23 protein-coding genes and 1 pseudogene are annotated in these 21,245 nt (G+C 64.9%); 6 read left to right on the forward strand and 18 right to left on the reverse strand.

Annotation, left to right across the window (positions count from 1 at the left end; translation table 11 throughout):
• The first annotated feature begins 66 nt into the window (after positions 1 to 66).
• The 5 genes from NN4_RS19755 to NN4_RS19775 all read left to right on the forward strand — a co-directional run bounded on the left by NN4_RS19755 (position 67) and on the right by NN4_RS19775 (position 4,476).
• Entirely contained in the window at positions 67 to 816 is a 750-nt protein-coding gene (locus tag NN4_RS19755) for a crotonase/enoyl-CoA hydratase family protein (protein ID WP_246180970.1), read from the forward strand.
• A 177-nt stretch (positions 817 to 993) separates the two neighbouring features.
• On the forward strand, positions 994 to 2,100 hold the full coding sequence (locus NN4_RS19760) for a glycoside hydrolase family 183 protein (RefSeq protein WP_147133283.1): 1,107 nt from the start codon (positions 994 to 996) through the stop codon (positions 2,098 to 2,100).
• A gap of 105 nt (positions 2,101 to 2,205) precedes the next feature.
• A complete protein-coding gene (locus NN4_RS19765) occupies positions 2,206 to 3,408 on the forward strand; it encodes an erythromycin esterase family protein (RefSeq protein WP_147133286.1) in 1,203 nt (400 codons plus the stop codon).
• A gap of 10 nt (positions 3,409 to 3,418) precedes the next feature.
• Entirely contained in the window at positions 3,419 to 4,117 is a 699-nt protein-coding gene (locus tag NN4_RS19770; RefSeq protein ID WP_147133290.1) for a class I SAM-dependent methyltransferase, read from the forward strand.
• A 119-nt stretch (positions 4,118 to 4,236) separates the two neighbouring features.
• On the forward strand, positions 4,237 to 4,476 hold the full coding sequence (locus NN4_RS19775; RefSeq protein ID WP_147133293.1) for a hypothetical protein: 240 nt from the start codon (positions 4,237 to 4,239) through the stop codon (positions 4,474 to 4,476).
• Between the two features lie 14 nt (positions 4,477 to 4,490).
• On the opposite strand, the gene NN4_RS19780 is transcribed toward NN4_RS19775, so the two are convergent.
• On the reverse strand, positions 4,491 to 5,087 hold the full coding sequence (locus NN4_RS19780) for an alpha/beta hydrolase family protein (RefSeq protein ID WP_147133296.1): 597 nt from the start codon (positions 5,085 to 5,087) through the stop codon (positions 4,491 to 4,493).
• A gap of 225 nt (positions 5,088 to 5,312) precedes the next feature.
• On the opposite strand from NN4_RS19780, the gene NN4_RS19785 reads away from it, so the two are divergent.
• The gene (locus NN4_RS19785; protein WP_147133457.1) at positions 5,313 to 7,148 is read left to right on the forward strand and encodes an acyl-CoA dehydrogenase; all 1,836 of its coding nucleotides are present in this window, start codon (positions 5,313 to 5,315) and stop codon (positions 7,146 to 7,148) included.
• A 50-nt stretch (positions 7,149 to 7,198) separates the two neighbouring features.
• On the opposite strand, the gene NN4_RS19790 is transcribed toward NN4_RS19785, so the two are convergent.
• The 17 genes and pseudogenes from NN4_RS19790 to NN4_RS19865 all read right to left on the reverse strand — a co-directional run bounded on the left by NN4_RS19790 (position 7,199) and on the right by NN4_RS19865 (position 20,957).
• Positions 7,199 to 8,287, reverse strand: a complete 1,089-nt coding sequence (locus NN4_RS19790) for a GGDEF domain-containing protein (RefSeq protein WP_186818520.1) — start codon at positions 8,285 to 8,287, stop codon at positions 7,199 to 7,201.
• A 350-nt stretch (positions 8,288 to 8,637) separates the two neighbouring features.
• Positions 8,638 to 8,871 carry a hypothetical protein gene (locus NN4_RS19795; RefSeq protein ID WP_147133302.1) on the reverse strand — a complete coding sequence of 78 codons (234 nt, stop codon included), beginning with the start codon at positions 8,869 to 8,871 and terminating at the stop codon, positions 8,638 to 8,640.
• A gap of 654 nt (positions 8,872 to 9,525) precedes the next feature.
• Positions 9,526 to 9,816 (reverse strand): hypothetical protein, encoded by a 291-nt coding sequence (locus NN4_RS19800; protein ID WP_147133306.1) that lies wholly within the window; start codon positions 9,814 to 9,816, stop codon positions 9,526 to 9,528.
• Between the two features lie 60 nt (positions 9,817 to 9,876).
• Positions 9,877 to 10,467: an NHL repeat-containing protein gene (locus tag NN4_RS19805; RefSeq protein WP_246180967.1), complete on the reverse strand. Its 591-nt coding sequence runs from the start codon at positions 10,465 to 10,467 to the stop codon at positions 9,877 to 9,879.
• A gap of 75 nt (positions 10,468 to 10,542) precedes the next feature.
• A pseudogene (locus NN4_RS46940) lies at positions 10,543 to 10,632 on the reverse strand (SBBP repeat-containing protein); the annotation flags it as partial.
• Between the two features lie 235 nt (positions 10,633 to 10,867).
• Positions 10,868 to 11,449, reverse strand: coding sequence for a hypothetical protein (locus tag NN4_RS19810; protein ID WP_147133312.1), 582 nt, complete (start codon positions 11,447 to 11,449; stop codon positions 10,868 to 10,870).
• A 57-nt stretch (positions 11,450 to 11,506) separates the two neighbouring features.
• Positions 11,507 to 11,806 (reverse strand): hypothetical protein, encoded by a 300-nt coding sequence (locus NN4_RS19815; RefSeq protein ID WP_147133315.1) that lies wholly within the window; start codon positions 11,804 to 11,806, stop codon positions 11,507 to 11,509.
• Positions 11,807 to 12,016 (reverse strand): hypothetical protein, encoded by a 210-nt coding sequence (locus NN4_RS19820; protein ID WP_147133318.1) that lies wholly within the window; start codon positions 12,014 to 12,016, stop codon positions 11,807 to 11,809.
• Entirely contained in the window at positions 12,016 to 12,789 is a 774-nt protein-coding gene (locus tag NN4_RS19825; RefSeq protein WP_186818521.1) for an N-acetylmuramoyl-L-alanine amidase, read from the reverse strand. The genes NN4_RS19820 and NN4_RS19825 overlap by 1 nt, the downstream gene beginning before the upstream one ends.
• Positions 12,790 to 12,820: 31 nt before the next feature.
• Positions 12,821 to 13,270, reverse strand: a complete 450-nt coding sequence (locus NN4_RS19830) for a hypothetical protein (RefSeq protein ID WP_147133320.1) — start codon at positions 13,268 to 13,270, stop codon at positions 12,821 to 12,823.
• 102 nt (positions 13,271 to 13,372) lie between these two features.
• Positions 13,373 to 13,816: a hypothetical protein gene (locus tag NN4_RS19835; RefSeq protein WP_147133323.1), complete on the reverse strand. Its 444-nt coding sequence runs from the start codon at positions 13,814 to 13,816 to the stop codon at positions 13,373 to 13,375.
• Positions 13,813 to 15,105: a hypothetical protein gene (locus NN4_RS19840; protein WP_147133326.1), complete on the reverse strand. Its 1,293-nt coding sequence runs from the start codon at positions 15,103 to 15,105 to the stop codon at positions 13,813 to 13,815. The genes NN4_RS19835 and NN4_RS19840 overlap by 4 nt, the downstream gene beginning before the upstream one ends.
• 122 nt (positions 15,106 to 15,227) lie before the next feature.
• Positions 15,228 to 16,268, reverse strand: coding sequence for a hypothetical protein (locus NN4_RS19845; RefSeq protein ID WP_147133329.1), 1,041 nt, complete (start codon positions 16,266 to 16,268; stop codon positions 15,228 to 15,230).
• Positions 16,269 to 16,296: 28 nt separating this feature from the next.
• A complete protein-coding gene (locus tag NN4_RS19850) occupies positions 16,297 to 17,376 on the reverse strand; it encodes a hypothetical protein (protein ID WP_147133332.1) in 1,080 nt (359 codons plus the stop codon).
• Between the two features lie 10 nt (positions 17,377 to 17,386).
• Positions 17,387 to 18,424: a hypothetical protein gene (locus tag NN4_RS19855; RefSeq protein WP_147133335.1), complete on the reverse strand. Its 1,038-nt coding sequence runs from the start codon at positions 18,422 to 18,424 to the stop codon at positions 17,387 to 17,389.
• A 23-nt stretch (positions 18,425 to 18,447) separates the two neighbouring features.
• On the reverse strand, positions 18,448 to 20,064 hold the full coding sequence (locus NN4_RS19860; RefSeq protein ID WP_246180968.1) for a Gp37-like protein: 1,617 nt from the start codon (positions 20,062 to 20,064) through the stop codon (positions 18,448 to 18,450).
• Positions 20,064 to 20,957: a phage tail protein gene (locus NN4_RS19865; protein ID WP_222595111.1), complete on the reverse strand. Its 894-nt coding sequence runs from the start codon at positions 20,955 to 20,957 to the stop codon at positions 20,064 to 20,066. Before NN4_RS19865 ends, NN4_RS19860 begins: the two co-directional genes overlap by 1 nt.
• Positions 20,958 to 21,245 lie beyond the last annotated feature (288 nt).

Genomic DNA, 21,245 nt, shown 5'->3' on the forward strand with positions numbered 1-21,245 from the left:
ACGGCCGGGCAATGGCCCCCTGCCGCTGAACTGACTCGCGGGTAAGATCCGGGAATGGGCACCAACATCGCGCTGCGCTTCGACGGCGACCGCGCCTACGTCACCCTCGACCGGCCGGACAAGCACAACGGCCTCACCATCGAGATGCTCCGGGACCTGATCGACACCGCGCACACCATCGCGGGGCGTGCCGACGTGCGCGCGGTCATCCTGTCCGGCAACGGCCCGAGCTTCAGCAGCGGCCTGGACATCGCCAAAGCCACCGGTGACCCACTGTCGATCGTGCGCAGCTTCGTCCCACTGCCATGGCGCGGCACCAACACCTTCCAAGAGGCCTGCTGGGCTTGGCGGCGGTTGCGGGTGCCGGTGATCGCCGCGGTGCACGGCCGCTGCTACGGCGGTGGACTGCAACTCGCGCTGGCCGCCGACTTCCGCTTCGCCACCCCCGACTCGGAGTTCTCCGTGATGGAGGTCAAGCACGGTCTGGTGCCCGACATGACCGGCGCGGCCACCCTGTCCCGGCTGATCGGCGTCGACAAGGCGCTGCTGCTCGCCATGACCGCGGACACGGTCGACGCCGCCTACGCCGAGCGCATCGGTCTGGTCACCGGGGTCACCGCGGACCCGGTCGCCGCCGCGGAGAAACTCGCCGAGCGCATCGCGACCCGCTCGCCGCACGCCGTCGCCGGCGCCAAGCGGCTGTTCGACAAGGCTTGGGAGGCTTCGACACGCCGCACGTTCGCGCTGGAACGCGCGACGCAGCTGCCATTGATCATTCGGCTGGCCACGGCGGGGAGCAAATCCAAGAAAAAGTAGTGCTCAGAGCTCATTTTTGAGCTACGCGCCACAATTTCGACGAGCGCGCTGCTAGCATTTCCCAAGGATTTGCCAGCCAGTCGAATTGTGGTGCGTTACACACCGCGAGGGGTCTGTGTATCGCGGGAAGTCTGTGTGTCGCATCGCGCTCGGCGTGATACGGAGGGCTCACAGACCTTGACCAGAACGGCATCCATCTTGCTATCGGCGCTGGCGGGTGCTTCAGCCTTGCTTATCAGTGCTGCCACCCCGGCCACCGCCAACCCGAACACCATCAATCCCATTCCGGTACTCAATGGCAGCACCGGCCTGCCCCACCTGCATGGCCGAACCAAAGCCGTGTTCCAGATGACCGGCATGGCCAGCCCGAACAACACCCAGGCCTACAACGTGCTCGGCACCGACCTCGGCATCATGTGGGACAACGGCAACGGCGAGTTGCTGACGGCGTTCGGCGACACCGCCGGCCTCGGATTTCCGAATCTGCTGGCGGGCAGTATGTGGTCGTGGCGGTCCAATATTCTGATGCGCAGCCACACCCAGAACCCGGCGGGCGGGATCTATTTCGACAGTGTCGTCCGGGATGTCTTCGGGCAGGCGCGCGATCTGATCCCCAGCCCGAAAATCCCGTTCCTGGAGATCAGCCGCATCCCCACCGCGGGTATCTCGGTCGGCGGGGTGCAATTCATGAGCCTCATGTCCGTGCGGAGCTGGGACGATGTCGGGCAATGGAGCACCAATTTCTCCGGGCTCGCCGCGTCCGGCGACAACGGCGAAACCTGGGGTGAGTTGCCCGCCACCCGGCGCCCGGACGAGGGCGGCAACAGCAACTTCCAGATGAGCGCCTTCCTCAAGGACGGCGGCTTCGTCTACCAGTACGGCACCCCTTCCGGTCGCAACCAGGCCGCGTTCGTGGCCCGGGTGCCGGAAGCCGAGATCACCGACCTCGGTGCGTACGAATACTGGGACGGCGAAGGATGGCGACGCGGCGACGTCAACGCCGCGGCGCCGATCATGTGGGGCGTCGGCGAACTGTCGGTGATGTACAACGCGTATCTGGGCCAGTACATCTCGCTCACCACCGACCCGTTCAACTCGGTGGTGATGCGGCGCGCGCCCGCGCCGGCCGGTCCGTGGAGTGAGCCCGAGGTGTTGATCGACACCAGGGAGCTGCCGAGCGCGTACGCGCCGTCGATCTTCCCGTACCAGACCGGACGTGATCTGTACTACCTCACCACCGTGCACAGTCAGTACAACGTGCTGCTCATGCGCACCACGCTGTAGCGGGTTTCCCGCACCTGGTTCCAGGCGATCCGGCACCACCTTGACCTCAACACGACTTCACGTATGAGGCTCGGTGGTGTCGGATCGTCGTCTTCAGGAGGAACCATGGGAACCGTCGCACCCGTGCGTGAATGGCTCAGCGCCAACGCACATCCGGTCATCGATACCGATCCTGCCTATACCGGTCCGGACCTCGATCCGCTGATCGATCGGCTCGGTTCGGCGACTGTGGTCGGCTTGGGTGAGTCGACGCGTTTCTCCCGGCAGATCTACGGGGTGCAGGAGCGCGTGTTCCGTGCACTGGTCGAGCGATACGGCTTCCGCGGCTTGGCCATTCAGGACAGCGCGCGGTCCGGCGAGCGGTGGGATCAGTATGTGCGCACCGGTGCAGGCGATCCCGAATCGGTGCTGGCCGGCTCGTGGCGGCCGTGGCGGACGACGGAAACCATTGCGGCACTGGAGTGGGTCCGCGCGTTCAACCAGGATCACCCCGACGATCCGGTGCGGATATTCGGCGTCCAGCCGCCGAGTGCGGAGCCTGCGGACTACGACGTCGTGCTCGATCACGTGCGCCGCGTCGCGCCGGATCGACTGGCCGACATCGAGGTACACCTCACGCCGATTCGTACCGCGCATCAGGTGGACGAACACGTCCAGCGCCATCAGGGCATTCACCCGGGTCGCCCGTTCGCGGAGCACGCGCGAGAGGCGGTCGCGTTGCTCGAAAACTTGCCGACTACAACGGAGTCCGTTCGTGCGCATGCCCGGTTGGTACTCGACTTCCATGAGAACAGCGTCGCCGGGCAGGGTGGATTCGCCGGCGATGAGCGGCTCGCGGGCGAGCGGGTCATCGATTGGCAACGCCGCAGCGGAGCGAAGATCGTCTACTGGGACGGCATCGCGCACACCACGAATCTCGGGATACGAATGGGGACAGCGGAATTCCAGGGTGTCGGCACTTATCTGCACAACGAGTTCGGTCCCGATTACGTGTCGGTGGCCCTCGGCTTCCACCACGGCGACCTCGGTGTGGCTATAGCGCCCGACCCCCGCCCCGAGTTGCTGGACGCGACGCTCGGCTCGGTCGATCTGCCTGCCTACTACGTCGACCTTCGCGACGACACACCGGACGCGGTGCGTGACTGGTTCCGCGGCCCGGCGAAGGTCCGCGTCATCAGCGGCATCTACGACCCGGCCGAGGACGCCACCGCCAACCTCCGCCTCGACTCGCTGTCCGACGCCTTCGACGTGCTGGTGCACATCCGGGAAACCTCGCCGGTGCACTGGCTGCCGATCGAGGGTCAATAGACTCGCGGGCATGGATGCGACCGATTGGGACGAGCGCTACGCGCACACTGAATTGGTCTGGGGTGCACCGCCGAACAACACCGTGGTGGAGCACGTCTTCGGGCTCGAGCGGCGGACACCGCTGCAGCCCGACCATCCCGACGGCGACCCGCCCGAACTCCCCCGCGCCCTCGACCTGGCCTGCGGCGAAGGTCGCAACGCACTCTGGCTGGCCACGCACGGCTGGCAGGTGCACGCCGTCGACTATTCACAGGTCGGCGTGGACAAGGGCCGGACCATCGCCACCCGGCTGTCTCGCTCGGTGCGCAGCCGGATCACCTGGCAGTGCGCCGACGTCACCGATTTCGCCACCGCCGAACTCACCGGTCCGTTCGAACTGGTCCTGATGGTCTTCCTGCACCTACCCGCCGACCAGCGGCGCAAGGTGGTCCGTCAGGCTGCTGACCTGCTGGTTCCCGAGGGCACTCTGCTCGTCCTCGGCCATGACTCCACCAACATCACCGAGGGTTACGGCGGCCCGCAGGACCCGTCCGTCCTCTTCACCCCGGACGACATCGTCGCCGACCTGGGCGAGGCTATCGCGGACGACCGAATCAAGGTCCGGCTGGCCGAACGCGTCTACCGCCCCACCGAGGGGCGCGATGCCATCGATGCGCTGGTCATCGCCACCCGGCCGGCGGCGGGATCGGACGAGATCCAATCGGTGTAGCGCTGCGGTGTCGACCCGCAACGCCACCGAAGCTGCGGTCAACGACATTAGGGGCGTGCCCGCGGCATCGGTCTTGGCTACCGTGCTCGGTGATTCACCCACCACCGAGGAGTTGCCTGATGAACCGTGCTGTGCTGAAAATCGTTGCCGCCATGGCGATCACCCTGACCGCCGGTGCGGGGGTGGCGAACGCGGCCGGGAGCCCGGGCGGAATTCCGCTGGAGCCCGCGACGAACAGCCAAGCGGATCCCGTTGGCACGGAAGCGACTCCGATCGGCGTCTCGCCCGGGTCGAGCGACGCCGCGTCCCTGGCCTGCCTCGTGCAGTCGATCTCCTATGGGGCCAGGTACTGCCTGTAGACCATCCCGGCCGACTAGGTACTCCAGCGCTGCAACCAGGGCGTGACCGTGTCGGCGATGACGTCGAACCCCGTGCGGAACGAGTGCGGCTGACCAGGTATCACCCGCACCTCCGCCGCATCGGCAGCATCCGGAATGCCGAACGGATCGCTCCCCCCGTTGATGACGACCACCTCGATATCACCCGCTTCGAGCAGCTCCGCGCGCCGCGACTTCTCCGGCTTCCCCGGCGGATGCAGCGGAAACGACAGCGCGATCACACCGCGCGCCTCGACGGCGATCGCCGTGCGACAGGCGACCCGTGCCCCGTTGCTTCGCCCACCTTGGATCAGCGGAACCTTCTTCACCCGGGCCCGCAGCGCCGCCACGATCTCCAGCCAGGCCTCGTCCTGCTGCACCGCCGACCCGGGCGCCCGCCGGCCCGCGAGCCGATAAGGCTGCACAACCCTGGCTACCGCGCCACCCAGCGCCACCGCCGCGTCGCGCACGGTCAGGATGTCCTTCGCGTCGACCCCGCCGCCCGAACCGTGCGTGAGCACCAGGAGAAACGCGGGCTTGCGTGGCTGGTCGAGCTCGATTTCGGCCGGTCCGGCACTCGTCTCGATGCGCACACCTCACGGTAACCGCGTCGGCGCGTCAACTCGCGACGCCCCGCGCGGCGCTGTTTTTCGCGTCACATTCCCGCTCGAGCCTTTGCCAGCCCATTACCGGTCGGTAATATGGAGCGTAAGTTACCCGCGAGTAGCATGCGGAACACCGGCTACCGGTAGAGCGAAACACGGGCGGGAACGGTCAACCAACCGACCGCACCAACTCAACGGAGAGTGAGTACTGACATGGGTCACTACAAGAGCAACGTCCGCGACCTGGAGTTCAACCTCTTCGAGGTCCTCGGGCTGGGTTCGATCCTCGACAGCGGCGCCTACGGCGACCTCGACACGGACACCGTCAAGGAGATGCTCAACGAGGTGCGTCGCCTGGCCGAGGGCCCGCTCGCGGAGTCGTTCGCCGACGCCGACCGCAACCCGCCGGTCTTCGACCCGCAGACGCACACCGTCGCGATCCCCGAATCGTTCAAGAAGTCCTTCCGCGCGCTGCAGGAAGGCGGCTGGGAGAAGCTCGGCATCCCCGAGGAGCTCGGCGGACTCGGCGTCCCGCGCACCGTGCACTGGGCCATCAGCGAGCTGATCCTCGGCGCACAGCCCGCCGCGTACATGTACGCCGCAGGCCCCGGCTTCAACACCATCTTCCACAACAACGGCACCGACGAGCAGAAGAAGTGGGCCAAGATCGCGATCGACCGCGACTGGGGCGCCACCATGGTGCTCACCGAGCCCGACGCGGGCTCCGATGTCGGCGCGGGTCGCACCAAGGCGATCAAGCAGGAAGACGGCACCTGGCACATCGAAGGCGTGAAGCGCTTCATCACCTCCGCCGACGCCGACGACATGTTCGAGAACACCGTCCACCTGGTGCTGGCCCGCCCTGAGGGCGCAGGCCCCGGCACCAAGGGTCTGTCGCTGTTCTTCGTGCCGAAGTTCCACTTCGACCACGAGACCGGCGAACTCGGTGACCGCAACGGCGTCTTCGTCACCGGCGTCGAGCACAAGATGGGCCTGAAGGTCTCGGCCACCTGTGAGGTCACCTTCGGCGGCAACGGCATTCCGGCCAAGGGCTGGCTCGTCGGCGAGGTGCACAACGGCATCGCGCAGATGTTCGACGTCATCGAGAACGCCCGGATGATGGTGGGCACCAAGGCCATCGCCACCCTGTCGACCGGTTACCTCAACGCTCTCGACTACGCCAAGGAGCGCGTCCAGGGTGCCGACCTGACCAAGATGACCGACAAGGCCGCGCCCCGCGTGACCATCACCCATCACCCCGACGTCCGGCGCTCGCTGGCCAGCCAGAAGGCCTACGCCGAGGGCCTGCGCGCCATCTACCTCTACACCGCCGCGCACCAGGATCCCGATGTCGCCCAGCAGGTTTCCGGTGCCGACGCCGATCTCGCGGACCGCGTCAACGACCTGCTGCTGCCGATCGTCAAGGGTGTCGGTTCCGAGCGGGCCTATCAGTACCTGACCGAATCGCTGCAGACCTTGGGTGGCTCCGGCTTCCTGCAGGACTACCCGATCGAGCAGTACATCCGCGACGCGAAGATCGACTCGCTCTACGAGGGCACCACCGCGATCCAGGCGCAGGACTTCTTCTTCCGCAAGATCGCGCGGGACCGCGGCGTCGCGCTGGCGCACGTGGCCGGCCAGGTGCAGAAGTTCATCGACTCGGAGGCGGGCAACGGCCGCCTGAAGGGTGAGCGCAAGTTGCTCGCCACCGCGCTCGAGGACGTGCAGGCCATGGCCGCCACCCTCACCGGGCACCTGATGGGCGCCCAGGAGAACCCGTCCGAGCTGTACAAGGTCGGCCTCGGTTCGGTGCGCTTCCTGCTCGCCGTCGGCGACCTGCTCATCGGCTGGCAGCTGCTGCGTCAGGCCGAGATCGCCATCAAGGCGCTCGACAACGGCGCCACCGGTGCCGACGAGTCGTTCTACCAGGGCAAGGTCGCGGTCGCGCAGTTCTTCGCGCGCAACATGCTGCCGGAGCTGACCGCGGTCCGCACCATCCTGTCGAACCTGGACAACGACATCATGGAGCTGGACGAAGCAGCGTTCTGATCCCGATAACGACGAAAACGGCCCGGATCGCTCCGGGCCGTTTTTCGTGGTCAGGCTGCGCTGGAACCGACCAGATCATCGACGACGACCATGTCGCCGCCCAGCTGTTTGGCTTGATACATCGCGGTGTCGGCGCGCGTGAGTAGGTAGGCGGGCGTCGGCGCGGCACCGACGCCGTCGAAAACCGCCACTCCGACACTCGCCGTCACGACCACCGATTCCGGGTCCTGCCCCTCCGCTGCGGCCACATCCTCCGGTTCGGCGACTGCCCGCCGAACCAGTTCCGCGACCGAGCGCGCCGACAGCGTGTCGAGGAGCCCGAACATCACGAACTCCTCACCACCCGTGCGCGCCAACAGCAGTCGGGAGCCCACCGCGCGGCGCAATCGTTTGGCCGTCCGGCTCAGCACCACGTCACCCATGGCGTGCCCGAAGCGGTCGTTGATGTCCTTGAACCGGTCGAGGTCGATAGCGATCGCGCAGGCCGGAGCCGGCCGACCCGGCAACGTGGACAGATGCAATTCGAGCCCGCGACGGTTCAACAGCGCGGTCAACGGATCGGTTACCGCGTCCTGGCGCAGCACCCAGTAGCAGAACTGCATCGAGGGCAGCAGCAGGACGCCCACCACCCCCGAGATCAGCGCGATCGCCAAGCCGACCATCGGATCGCCACCCACCGCGACCATCCGGCTGGTCAGCGCCACCACCGACACCATCGTCCAGGCCGCATGTACCGCCAGCACTTTCGCGTTGTGCATCACCGCCAGATAGCCACCGGTGACCACGAGCAGGACCAGGCCGAGCGCGCCATACACCCGGTTCGATTCCTGCAGGCAGGCCAGCGTGATCGCGACATCCGCGGCGGCGAACAGGGCCAGGGATTCGGTGCGGCTCGGCCACGGCCGCAGCCACCAGCGCAAGGCCCAGAACAGCGCGAACGCGACAACAACCCAGTCGAGCGCCTGGCCGAACCTGCTGGGCGGACCCGTCTCGGACGACAGCACCAGGATGGCGATGCCGGCCAGCACCGCGCCACCCATGCCGACGACCACCTTCGTCCAGCGCACCGCCGCGTGGGAGTCCAGGGCGCGCGCCAGCCAGTTGTAATCGGCCGGATCGTGCCACCAAGCCTCGAGCATCACGCGACCATTGGCCACAGCTACCACCAAGCGCAGAAGGATCGGTTCCATCGCATATACGCCGAGCGCGAGACTCCCCGTTGAATCTCACCAGCTAACTGATCAAGTGTATTGCCGGCGTGCCGTTGGGGTGGTTGTGTTGGTGCGCACAGCGTTTTGAGCTGCGGAGATTCTGATTCGAGTGCGGCGCTGCCGGACTATTACCTCGACACAGTGACCACACAGCTATCTTGTTGGATCCCTGGCTGCGGACACGACAAAGCGGCCCGGATCGCTCCGGGCCGCTTCGTGACATTCAGGACGCCCCGCCGTCCCCGCCCAGCATCGCGGGGCGGTACCTCGTCGGTGAATTACGGGGCGGGCTTGTTGCCCGAGCCGCTGGACAGCGCCTTGACGATATCGGCGATGGCCTTGCTCGAGCCCGTCCCGGTCGGGTCCGGCTCACCGGGGGCGACCACCGGCTCCACGGTGCCCGGCTCCAGCTTCAGCCCCGGCGCCGCGTCGGCGGTCGCCATACCCGACCCGGCGATGAGGACGCCGGCGGCCGCCGCCAGCACGATCCCGAATACACGCGTTTTCTTCATTCAGTTGCTTCCTTTACCGAATATCCAGGTCGAAACCCTTTGGCATCGACCGCAGCCAGTTCTATCACGGTAATTCGGAGGTCAGCGACTGTTCAGTGATCGCGGATTTCGGCCAATGATTGCGGGCGGGTTGCACATCGCTGGGTGCACAACTTGCAAACTGTAAGCTGATATATTGCCAGTTCGCGCCCATATTTCTACTGGCATCCAGTTTCGGGGCATGCTCGAACAACAGTCGACACCGGGCTATTCGTGGCGAAATAGCCGTTCGGCATCACATCGCACCGATGGCCTACCAACTTGTAGCAAACCTCTAGCGCACTCAGAAATAATTGATCATTCATCAACTGACCACATTTGCTTAATCCAGCAAGCAAGCGGCTATGCTGTGATTCATTGCATGCGGAATTAACGTAACGCCAGGGGAAGATCCACCGAATAGTGCCCGGCGTCCCACCGACGGCGGTGCCAGGGGTCCAACTGTTTGCGATTCATATGAGTCGGCTACCAAAGATCACTTTGTCGGTACTGCTATGCCCTCAGGTGTGCAGCGCCCCCGGCCCCGAACGGCGCCGCCGACCGCACACCCTCAGGGAGTCATCTCCACGACGTGCAGGGTAGCAGGGCGAATTGCAGAGCAGGCGTGCCCTGACCTTACTCCGATTTCACCGGGTCGCCCAACCAGACTTCACGGTAAGGGCCGGTATGACCACTGCGCTCGAACCATTCGACGAAGTCGGCCACGAGCCGCGCCCGAATAGATGCGATGTTGTCGCCACCGACCAACTCGGTGAAGGCCTCGTACGCGACGAGTGTGCTGTAGTCGGGATTGCTCATCGGCTTGTCGTCTTCGAAGACAATGCCGAGCGCGGTGGCACGCGGGAATTCGCCAATGATGGATTTTACGACACAGAGTTGCATCGGAGAAAAGAAGAACGTGTACACCAGGTGTTCCTTTGAATCAGTGCAGGCTCGGCCGGCGAGCGCTGTCGCGGCGCACTACGGTCAAAGTGCCAGTTGTTCCACGAAGCCGAGTTGGTCGGCCACCGTGATGAACCCATCTCGAACGACGATGCCCATCGGCCGATACAGCGCGTCGCGCGCAAACGGCACGACCGATTGTTCGCCGCTGGGAGTGAGTTTCAGGATGCGTGCACCGTAGGTACCCGACTGCCCGGACTGGGCAACATAGACATTGCCCGCCGCATCGATGTCGAGACCCGTGGGTTGGTCGAGTCCGGTGAACGGCAAGGTGGTTCGGCTGCCATTGGCGTCGAGCCGAATGATCCCAACCGACTCCGCGCGATTCGAGACGGTGATCGTGCCGGCCTGGTCCACATGGACGGCGAAGGGATGATCGAGATCGCCCGGCGGGATGGTTTCTTCCGTCCCGTTCGGTGCGATGCGAACGATTCGCTCGGCCCAGCTGTCCACCACATACAGGTTCCCGGCCGCATCGAAACGCAGGTCAGTCGGGTTCCTGAGTTCGGCGATTCGAATGATGCTCTGCACCCCATCGGTGCCGAGGCGGACAATCTTCTCGGATCCGCGCGCACTGTCAGCGACGTAAACATTGCCGGCCACATCGACCGCCACCGCACTCGGGCTGCGCGCCCACGTGATCGCGAGGGTGCGCTGCCGCCCTTCCGGGGTCATCTCGAGCACCCTGCTGTGCCCGTTGTCCGTAACATAGATATTGCGCTTCGAATCGACCGCGACACCGCTCGGTCGCCACAACGAATCAAATGGAATTCTTGCCATTTTTGCTACTCCTCGATTTGTACTATCAAGTGAGCGGACCGATCTCCGACGTGGAGAAGGTGCGAACGAGTGATTTCTCCGCACCCTCGTGCCGGATATGACAAAGCGGCCCGGATCGACCCGACCGCCTCACACCTACCGCTATTCGTCAGCCGTAATCAGCAGTTAGCCGGGGTGAGTTACCGGATCTGCGACAGGCCGCCCAGATCGCCTCGGCTACATGGTCTTTCGCGGACTAGGTGGTGGGTGACGGCGGGGCGACGCGTTCTTTGGTGTAGTAGACGTTTCTGTTACCCCAGAACGGGGAGCGGACTACGCCCAGCTCCACTCGGTCGATGGTCGGCGGATCCTGGGTGTAGCCGTTCAGTTTGATGTGGTCGACTTCGGCGAGGCGTTGCAGGTCCTGCCTGATATGCAGTTCGACGCCGCCCCATTCATCCACCTGTCGCATTTCATCGACGCCGACGAAGCCGGGGACGTAGACGTCGAGCGTCCAGACGCTTCCGGTGACGACCAGGGCCTTCTCGACATAACCGGTCGACGCGGGGGATGCCTGGTAATACAGGTAAGCCCAATCACCCTGCGCGCGAACCTTGCCGAGCACCCTGCCGTTGTCCGGCCGATCGGCGACGAGGTGGCCGGTCGTGAAGAGCTGGACCCGGGAGATCTGGTTCAGTTGTGTCTCGTCGTACTGAACGTACAACTCGACATCCGGGGCGTGGTCCGACTGCCGGATCTCATCGATACCGCGGAAGCCTGCGATGAAATATTCTCCGCCCCAACTACTTTGAGTCAGTACAAAGGTCTTGATAGCCATTGGTGATACGCATTCTTGTCGGCGTGGTGACGTCCCGCGATGCGGGGCCGCCCTGATTCAGATTTCCTCTTGGAGCGAGGAAGGGATCTTGTAGCGGGCCTTCGGTGGCTCTTGGCCGGGTACGTGCAGGCGGAGGAAGCCCCGCAACTCGTCGATGTGCTGCTGCAGTGCGCGGATGAGGCGGATCGCCTCACGGAAGCGCTTCTTATCGTCTGCCGCTTGGGTTTCCAGCACCTCGACACGAGTGCGGAGCTTGCCGACCGCACGCGCCTGCCAGGCGGTGATCGCGCCGATCACCGTGGCGATCGCGATCCCGAAGGCCTGCACGAGTTCGGGATTCAGCCAATGCTCGGCCATTCATGGCCTGCCTTCCCGCCGGTCGACCGGTGTCACCACCGGCCGAATGAGTAGGCCGGCCAACACCGGGGTGAGCAGTCCGTACCCCGCGAGCACCGCCTCGATCCACGCTGTGTCCAGCTCGCGGCCGAGGACGAACGCGACCACGCCGGTGACCGCGACGAGCACCGACCGGATCAGTGCGGGCTCCGGAATTCTTCTGGCGGACATCAGATCCGCCCCTCTGCCGCTGCGAGTAACCGGTCCAGCTTCAGTTCGAGCGCCTTCAGCCGCTGCTCATTGCGGTAGTCGGCGGCATCGGAATTGAGCACGTAGCCCGCCACGGTGTCGCGGTATTCCGAGTCGGCTACCCGTGACTGGAAGCCATAGGTCAACTCGAAGTGCACCCGGCGCAGTTTGTCGAGCAGCTCACGCTGCTCCATATCCGAAAGTGCCATCAGTGCACTGCCTTTCATACGTTCCGCGACGTCGGCGCGGAAGAGGTTCATGTCCATGGCGCCGGGATCCCACTTGCCCTGTTTGGGTCCGGCCCATTCCTTGTGGCCGATCACCCGGTCGGCTCCGTGGCCGAGCTTGCGTAGGATCGCCGCGCAGATACCGACGTAGGCGTCGTATTGTTCGTCCGACCAGCCCTCGGTGCCGGTGTTGGCGGCCTCGATGCCGATCGTGTGATAGTTCGCGTTGTCCTCGGGCAGGCCTGGCCATGAGCCGGCCCCGGCGTGCCATGCGACGCCGGCGGCTACGACGGTGACTGTGCCGTCCTGCGCGAGATGTAACTGCGACAGGGGGCCCGCCAACGACGAGAAACCGTAAGCGATTTCGGTTGGTGGCGTGGTCGAGCCGCCGGTGTGATGGGCGACGATGCCCCAGATTTGCCCGAAGTCACCGTGACCGCGTTCGCGCCAGCCAGGAAATTCGACCACCCGCAGCCCCGCGGCGCGGAGCACGTCCGCAAGCCATACCGGATCACCGGTCCAAGACATGGTTGTCCTGCCCTTCTATGGAAACTGAAAGTCAGGCGTCGTAGTACACGTAGGTATTCGAACCCGACTGCACGGTGACGCCGAGTTCGTCGGTGGTGGCCATCCGCACGCCGATCCGGTCGCCGGAGGCCACGTTGATCGAGGTCTCACCGAGATCCAGCGAGTTGGTGCCCACCACGAAGTCGGCGCTTTTGACCTGGGTGCTGTTCTGCAGCACGATGACGCGCAGCACTCGATTGGCGTTTGTCCAATTCGCGGTCAATTGCACCCGGCAGCGCAAGACGGCGCTGCCCGCACCACTGGCAACGCATACGTTGCCGCTGATCACGGTGTTCGAGAACCCGGCGCGCACGGACCAGCCGCCGAGATCCGTCGGCGCGAGTATGCCGTCTTCGCTGACGACCAGCCGGTTGACGTTGAGGTTCATGCCCATCGGCACCGCGGTAATCGGCGCAACCCCATCAACAATGTGAAACGGCATAGCAATTCACTTTCTCAGCGGCACCATTCTGTGCCGATTGCCGCGGAACGTCGTCGCTGGAGCGAGAAAAACAGGTCGCCCCGTGCCGCCCGCCAAGCGGTCTCAGGGTGCCGGTTCGAAGGAAAGATAAGTGCCCGCGCCTGCTTGCACCGTGGCGTTGTACAGGAAATGGGAGTTGACCATGTTCACAGCGAGTTGGTCCCCCTCCGCGACGGCGATCGTCAACGGATTGATCACGCCGACGAGTTGTCCTGCCGCGTATTCCGCGCTCGCTATCTCGGTACCGTTGCGTACGAGCTGGACCCACAGGCCACCGGTGCTCTGCCATCCGCCGGTCAACGTGACCTGGGCACGAACGACCACGCTGCCTGCGCCCCCCGGCACCAAGGCATTGTTGGTGATCACCGTATCGGGATAGCCGGGACGAGCCACCCAGCCGGTCACCGCGGTGGTCACCTCCGATGGAACGGCCTGGCTACTGCCGTTCTTGTTCATCCCCATCGCCACGCTCGGTATCGATCCACCGGCGACGATATGCAGGGTCACGCGGTCATGCCTTTCAGACTCGCCTGCAACCCTTTACCTGCGGTCGGGTCGAGCGTAGTGACGTGCACGGTGAGCCGATCGCTGGGGTCGAACACCCAGGGCGTGGCAGGCGTGATCGTCGTGTCTCCGGTCTGATTGGCCGGTGTGATGGTCGCCGACGAACTCGGGGCGACGGGTTGGTTGTTCTTCCGGATCTCCACGACCAGATTGCCGGTGCCTGCGGTCTCGCCACGGTAGGTCACCGAGCTGAGGGCGATCTTGCGTTCGATCCGGAGGCCCTCCGGCATCACATTACCGGAGCCCAGTGCCCGAGTTCCGTTGTGCGACTTGAACGCGATGTCATAGACCTGTCCCGCGGCGGTGGGTGTGCGCGTATTCGTGAGGCGGGTGTCGGTGTCAGCGATGGTGCCGATGGCGGTACGCGCCGTCGCGGCGTCGGCCACGGTGAGCAGCGACCGGCCGAGCGTGCTCGCGTCGGCGATCTGGCTCGCGGTATGCGTATGCGCGGTCGGTGTGCGCGGGTTGGTCAGCCGCGGATCGTCGCCCGCCACGGCGGTCGTCGCCGTCGCGCCGATGGTCGGCGCGAAAGTAGCAGGCTTGCCGGTGATTCCGGCCCAATCGCTGGCGCCTGCCGGTCCGCGAATGACGACACCCTGCCCATTCGGCAACCAGCCACCCGCCGCCGCGTGGAAAACATAGAGCAGACCGTCCGCCTTCACCACGTACTGGGCGCCCTCGGCCGGGGTGGGCGGCAACTGAGCGTAGGTGGCGACCTGACCGTCGATCTTGAGTCCCTCACCCCGGGGGCCTGCGACCACCGCGTTACCCGGTGACGCGGGTACCGGCGCGGCGAGCGTCAGGTCGACGAGGCCAATCGACCCGGCATCCGGGTTCGCCGGATCCGGGCCCGGAACATATTCGGGCACAACGAAGCTGAACGAATCCATCGGCACGCGGTCACCGTCGTAGGACAGATCGAACGACACCCGCCACGTCCATTGCGACGGGTTCGTCGCGGCGTTCGGCGCGACCAACCGGACACCCGGCTTACCGCGCCAGGTGAGGTAGCCGAACTTATTCAGCTGGCACTCATAGTGTTTGGGCAGTTGGACGTAGGTGGCAGGGGGTTGCGCGCCCGCCACGAGCACCTTCGGCGCGTCGGCACTGAAGGTGACCGTACCGCTGAGGGGCAGAAATTCGGGCAGGTCCTCGACATCGGCGCCGTCGATGACGTTGGCGAGAAATCGCCCGACGACTTTTCCGTACTTCAACGGGGGCAGCTCGGCCATGGATCAATGCCTTTCGAACAGCAAGCAGCCGGATACGGCATGCGGGATCGGATCGACCGGAGCTGGCATCCCGGTCGGGTGAAAAGTCAGGTGAGCGAGTCGGTTACAGCGCCACAGCAGGATCAGACCGGCTGCGCGTAGACGATGAGATGTGCGTCTTCGGTCTTGACCTCGTACGGGTCGTTGCCTCGAATGCGCTTGATGATGACGTGCAGGGTAATGGTCTGGTTCGCCGCGACGACACCCAGCTGTGAACCCGCAGACAGCGGGTACTGGAACTCGGGCGAGATCATCACACCGCCGAAGTTGGGATCGGAGAATCCGTGCCCACGACCGACCACGTCGCCGTCCGCGCCGATGCGGACCTCGATGTCGCATTGGGTGCGACCGCGCGGCCCGCGGTTGCCGGCGTTGACCCATCCTTCGACCATCGGGCGCCACGGCACCGGCTGGCTGGGGATGGTGATGGCGGCCAAAGTCTTCTCGTTCTCGACCAGATTGGCCCCGCCGTTGAACTGTGCTTGCGCGATCGCCCACGGACCGGTGCGGCGGGGGTGCGCGATGGGCACGAATTTGCCTGCCGCGACGTTCCAGGCGAGTACATGATCCTGGGCGAGCGGATGGTCCCGGTCGACCAGCACGTCCACCGCGTCCTGGATCCGACCGGCCGCGCCGGGATCACCGACCGGACCGGTTTGGCCCCGAGGGAAGGTGATCGTCACCTTCTGCCCCGGGGAGGGCCCGCTGATCTGGGCCGATGCGCTGCTTCCCGCCGCACCCGCCACACCGGATCCCGTCAACCGGTTCGGCTTTCCCGGCCGACCTGACCTACCGAACGCATTGGCGAAGGCGATGAATTCGAGTCCGGTCCAAAAGTAGACGGCATTCTCCGAGAGCACCCGCCACGCCTTGCGCGCATCTGCGGTAGTGAGTTGAAGTGCGCGCAGCGCAGCGGTATCGGCGATATCTCCCTGCCATTCCCACGGCCACGCGGGCGCACCGTCCGGACCGACCGGACCGACCGGACCCTCCCGCAATTCGATCAGCGCCTCCCGGTCGACGAGCTCGAGCGGATTCACCGTGTTGGGCAAACCGATCGAGTCACTGACGCCGCGCATGGTGATCATGACATCGTCCGCGTAGACGATAGGGTCGTTTGTCACTGTTCTGACTCCATACTCGCAGCGCTGATCACTGCGTCTTGCCGACAGGACGGGCCCAGCACACGATTTGCGCGCCCGCCTGGGCGTAGCTGTAGTTCGCGTTGCCGCTATTGCGTCGCAGGACGACATACAACGCCGCTGGTTGGCCGGCGAGTACCACCCCCACCGTGCTTTCCGGCGTCATCCGAGCGCCGTAGTACGGCTGGAAACGGTTGTGCCCGAGGACTCCCGACGGCCAGCCGGAGCCGAGTGCGACGATCTGGCCCGCAGCCGAGCCGAGCCGTACTTCGGCATCGATACGCGTTTCGAGCTGATCCCCACTCGCCACCATGACACCGCCGGTAATGTACGGACGCCAGTCTGTGTCTTGGGCCGGAATATTCAGAACCGCAACAGTATTCGGAGTCGTGCCGATGTTGCTCTGCGATGCGGAGAAGCCCGCACCGCTATCCCACGCCAAATTCTCGACGATCGACCACGGGCCACGGAGCCCCGGATACGGTCGTGGTACCCACTTGCCGATAGTCGTGTCCCACATCGGCACGGTCCGTTCGACGTGCGGCCCGTCGGCGTAGTCCGGCGCCTGCCGGATCGGACCGGGCGGGCCAGGGTCGCCCTTGCGGCCTTGCACACCTCGCGGAACCGTGAGATCGAGTGTCAGGCTCGGCGGCGTCCCGGTGATCGTCGCCTGCAATTTCGACCCGATCGGCCCGGTCTCGACCATGCCGATAGTCACCGTGCACGGTTGACCATCCGGTCCCGCGGCACCGAACGCGTCGACGAAAGTGTCGAAACCGGTGCCGTTCCAGTACACCAAGGTGTCCGGCGCGTTGCCGGAAGGCAGCACTCGCCACGCCTTACCGGCCTGTGCGGGGCCGAGTTTGGTGGCGATCGCGTCGAGCGCGGTCTGACCGTCGATATCGCCTTCCCAGCGAAATTCTCGGGCAGGCTCGCCTGCTGGACCACGATCGCCCGGCGTCCCGGTCGTCAGCTCGAGCGAACCGTCACGTGGGGTGCCGTGCAAGGACTGGACGAGTCCGGGCCCGCCGACTCCCTCATCGATGCCGCGGATGACGGTGGATTGGAAGTATTCACCAACGGTGGACATGTCACCTCATTCAGATGGGCTGGGCGTACACGACCAGCGAGGCGCGTGCACGTTTGTATCCGATGGTCAGGTTGCCGTCGCCGCTGCGGTCGATGGTCACGACGAGATTCGCTGCCTGACCGGCTGGCACCGTCGCGAACGTCGAGCTGGGCGACAAGGTCTTGGTCACCTGTCCGTCGCGATAGGCAGGCAAGAGCGAGGTGAAGAAGTAGGTACCTGACGAGCCGGGTCCGATGGCAACACTGGCGCCCTGCGCATGGTGCAGCCGCACCGTCGGCTTTGCGCTTTGCGAGTTGTTGTTTTCGGAGAAGCTGGAAATGTGCCCGTAGACGATCGGACGCCAGGCAAACGGCTGGGCCGGAACAGTGAACGTGCCTGCGATCAGCTGAGCGGCGGCGATCTGCTGATCGGCGGCGAAATCCTCCTGGTACCAGGACCAGGGGCCGACTCCCATGGGCGCCGGGAGCGGGCGGAACTTCTGGCTCGCGCGGTTGAACGCGAACACTCCGCCGTGCATCGGCGCGGTCGTCTGGTCGAAGTCCGGCGAACCGGAAATCTCGCCCGACGCTCCCGCGGATCCCCGTGCGCCCGGTAAACCAGCCGGTACAGTGACTTTCAGTTGCTGCTCGGCGCCGGTGCCGACGAATTCGACGGCCGCGTTCACCAGTTCGGGTTTGTGCACCGTCTCGACATCGGTGATCATATTGGCGGTTGCCACCTCGCCTTGCCCACCAACAGCATTCGGCGAATGCCGCCAAGTGGTTCCGGTCCAGGTATCCATGCCGTCGTCGTCAAGGCGATGCCACCACTTTCCGCGGTCATCCGGGCCCAGGCCGACCGGACGTGCTTCCGCGTCAGGGATTTCGCCCATCTTCTGGAACGTGGTCCGCGGCCTACCCTTTCTGCCCGGCGTTCCTACCGGTCCTGCGGGCAGGGCGAGCTTGGCGGCCTCCTCCGACACAGTGACGTTCGCGTTAAGGATCGGCAGGCCATCGAGGTCCTGCTGTCGATCCACCGTTATGCGGGCGGGAAAACTGATGTCCGCCATGGTTTCTCCTCTCCACACGGAGGTCAGAAGATGAGCAGGTCGAGATCGGCGCCGACGTCGGTGGCCAGATCCTTGATCGCGCTCGCCACCCGGCCCAGGCGCTGCCAGGCCTTGACGACCGAGTCCTCTTCGTCGGACCCGTCACCGACGACGATGTGCCATTTCGCCGACGACTCGCGGTCGTCGGTGAAGGTCAGTTCCGTCACGTAATCGGTGAAAATATGCTGGTCGAGCACGAATCCGATCTGGTCGCCCAGGCCGTAGTCCTTACCGAGGATGTAGGGTGCGTTGTCTTCGACCGTCACCCGCTTGCTGGTATAGCCACGGGTGAGGTGCAAGCCCTGGCGCGCGGCGACGAGACCGTCGAGGGTGAACGCCTTGTCGCTGCCGGTGATGTAGAGCTCGCGGAACGCGTACGGCCCCGCCCGGTTCACCCGGCCCATGTCCCGGTACACCATCCAGGCCAGGAAGACATCGTCGAGCTGACCGCGATACAGCCAATCCAACCCGATGAGCGACAGCAGGCCTTTGATCGCGAGCTCGATGCCCGCGTTCACCCAGCCGGGTGACCGGCCGCCGATGATGATGTCGGTGGCGGTCGGCTTGTGCAAAGCGATCTCGGACTTGCCGATGCCGGAGTACTCGCCCTCGAAGTACCAGACCCAAGGGAAATTCTTGAAGGTGCCGTACTTTCCGGCCTCGCCGTACACCGCCTCGTACTCGGTGGTGGAGTTGAAGTTCGGGTAGCGAACCGGAGTGGTGCCGTCGTCGGCAAACTCCTCCAGCCACGTCTGGATCCCCGCGAGCAGCGTTCCGGAATTGCCGGTGACGCCGGATTTGTCGACCGTGTCCAACACCACGGTCGGCTTGTCCAAGTAGAACCACTCCGGCGCAGGTTGCTCATCCTCACCGGGGAGATAGAACCGGGCCGTGAGCATGACGCCGGAATCCTCGAGCATCGGCGCGAACAGCTTGTCCGCCATGTCGAATCGCGCCGATGCCGCGCTCCATCGACTGGTGTCGGTCATCGGGTTGACCGGAACGACCGCTATCGGGAACAACGAGTTGCCGATGCCGCCCCATTCCGGCTTGCCTGCATGCTCTTTCGGAACCCAGCCCGGCGCTTGCAACCGCATGAGATTCGTCGTCAGGTACGTGGTGATCATCGAACGGACCGGGCCGAACAGAATCATATGGCGCGGGAACTGCGCCAGGATCGGCGCGAAAGGGCTTGCCCAGCAACAGATCGTGGCAATGTGATTCCAGCAGTGGATGGCCTCGATGTCGACCGTTTCGACACCGTGCTCATCGCGCATGATCGAGGCCTTGGTGATGTAGCCGTCCCACCGGAAACCGGGTGTATTCACGGTGATCGGAATGGTGGCGTCTTCACCGTCGTCGTTGTTGAAGAGATGATCGAAGTGGACCATGTCCCGCGGGCAGGTCATCTTCAGGCCTCCCGCGCTGTTGCGGGGGTAGGTGAACTCCAGGGAGAGATAGCTGTGCTCCTCGCCCACCTCCTGCAAAAACTTGTCCCAATACCGGACGAGCACTTCAGGATTGTTGACTTCCTGCTGCTCGGCCCGATCGATCTTGTCCATCCGCAGTGCTTCGGAGTGCGGGTCCCATGCGGCCGTCATCAGAACGGCCTCGAGGAGCGCGGCGTGATCGCGGCGATCACCGTCGACTGCGTGGTGCCGCCGTCGATCCGCACCGTCAGGTCGGTGGCACTCCACGGTGCCATCGATGCGAGCCACCGGCGGCCGGCCAGCTGACCCCACACATTTCTGACCTTGGTTTGCCCCTCCACGTAAACGCGGGCGGTGCGATGTCGCGGATGTGTGTCGATGCGCAAGGTTTCGAACGCTGTCAACGTGGGCGTCTCGACCATTCGCAAGAGATCACCGCCCGCCGGGTCCAGGATCGACCAGCGGCCCGGGCCGTTCATCGTGTAACGCACCCAGCCGGGTTGGTCAGCAGCGTTGCGGACTCGCACTGTGCCTTGATTGAGGCCCGCGGTGTTGGTCCACACCGCGGTCTCCTCGAAATGGCGTTCCAGCGGATCCATAGCGGTCGCCGAAATCTTGTACGCCGCGAACGCGTTACGCGCCGGGTCGACGTCACCGACCGGCTCGGGCGCGCCGTCGAGCTGTGCCTGCTGGAACCGCCAACCCTGGTGCTTGGTGAAATACCCGACAGTCACCGGCTTGTCGGTGGACCAGCCACGGAACCAGGCATCGTGCACGGCGAGGAAGTCGCGCACCGGGTTCACCGCAGTCTTGTTCGAGGCCCCCGAAATCACCACCAGGAAGTCCCATTCCTTCTTCGAACGGACCGACCGGTGGAAGGTCGCGCCATCCTGGCGCGCACCCTCCGAAACAAGCAATTGCACTGGTGCGAACATGAATCCGGTCTGCTTCGACAGCCGGACCCCCTCACGTCCCGCATTAGTGCCGGCCAAGTGCCACACCCTGCCGTTGATGTCCCAAACGACGATCTTGGTGTCGTGGTCTTCGAGTAGATGATGGGTCACGTGTAGCCCCTCCTCCGTTCGCTGCGCCGAAGTGCGGCGCCGATCGATTCCGGCCCAGCGCGGTGTCGGCGCTACTCGGATCTGATGAATTGAGTTGATGAATGCCGCCATGCGGCGGATACCCGATCGGTCATGCGACCGCAGGCGCCGCCTCAGGCGTCGGAAATTGCCCCTCGAACGACCCGCGATTTCGGTCGGCCGTGCAGTGGCAGTCGGCCTGCACGCGGCGCCGCTGCTAGGATGAAACCTGTTGTGGCCAAATAGAATTAAGCAGGAAGCATGAAGCAC

The organism is Nocardia ninae NBRC 108245 (assembly GCF_007990755.1).
Taxonomy (GTDB): domain Bacteria; phylum Actinomycetota; class Actinomycetes; order Mycobacteriales; family Mycobacteriaceae; genus Nocardia; species Nocardia ninae.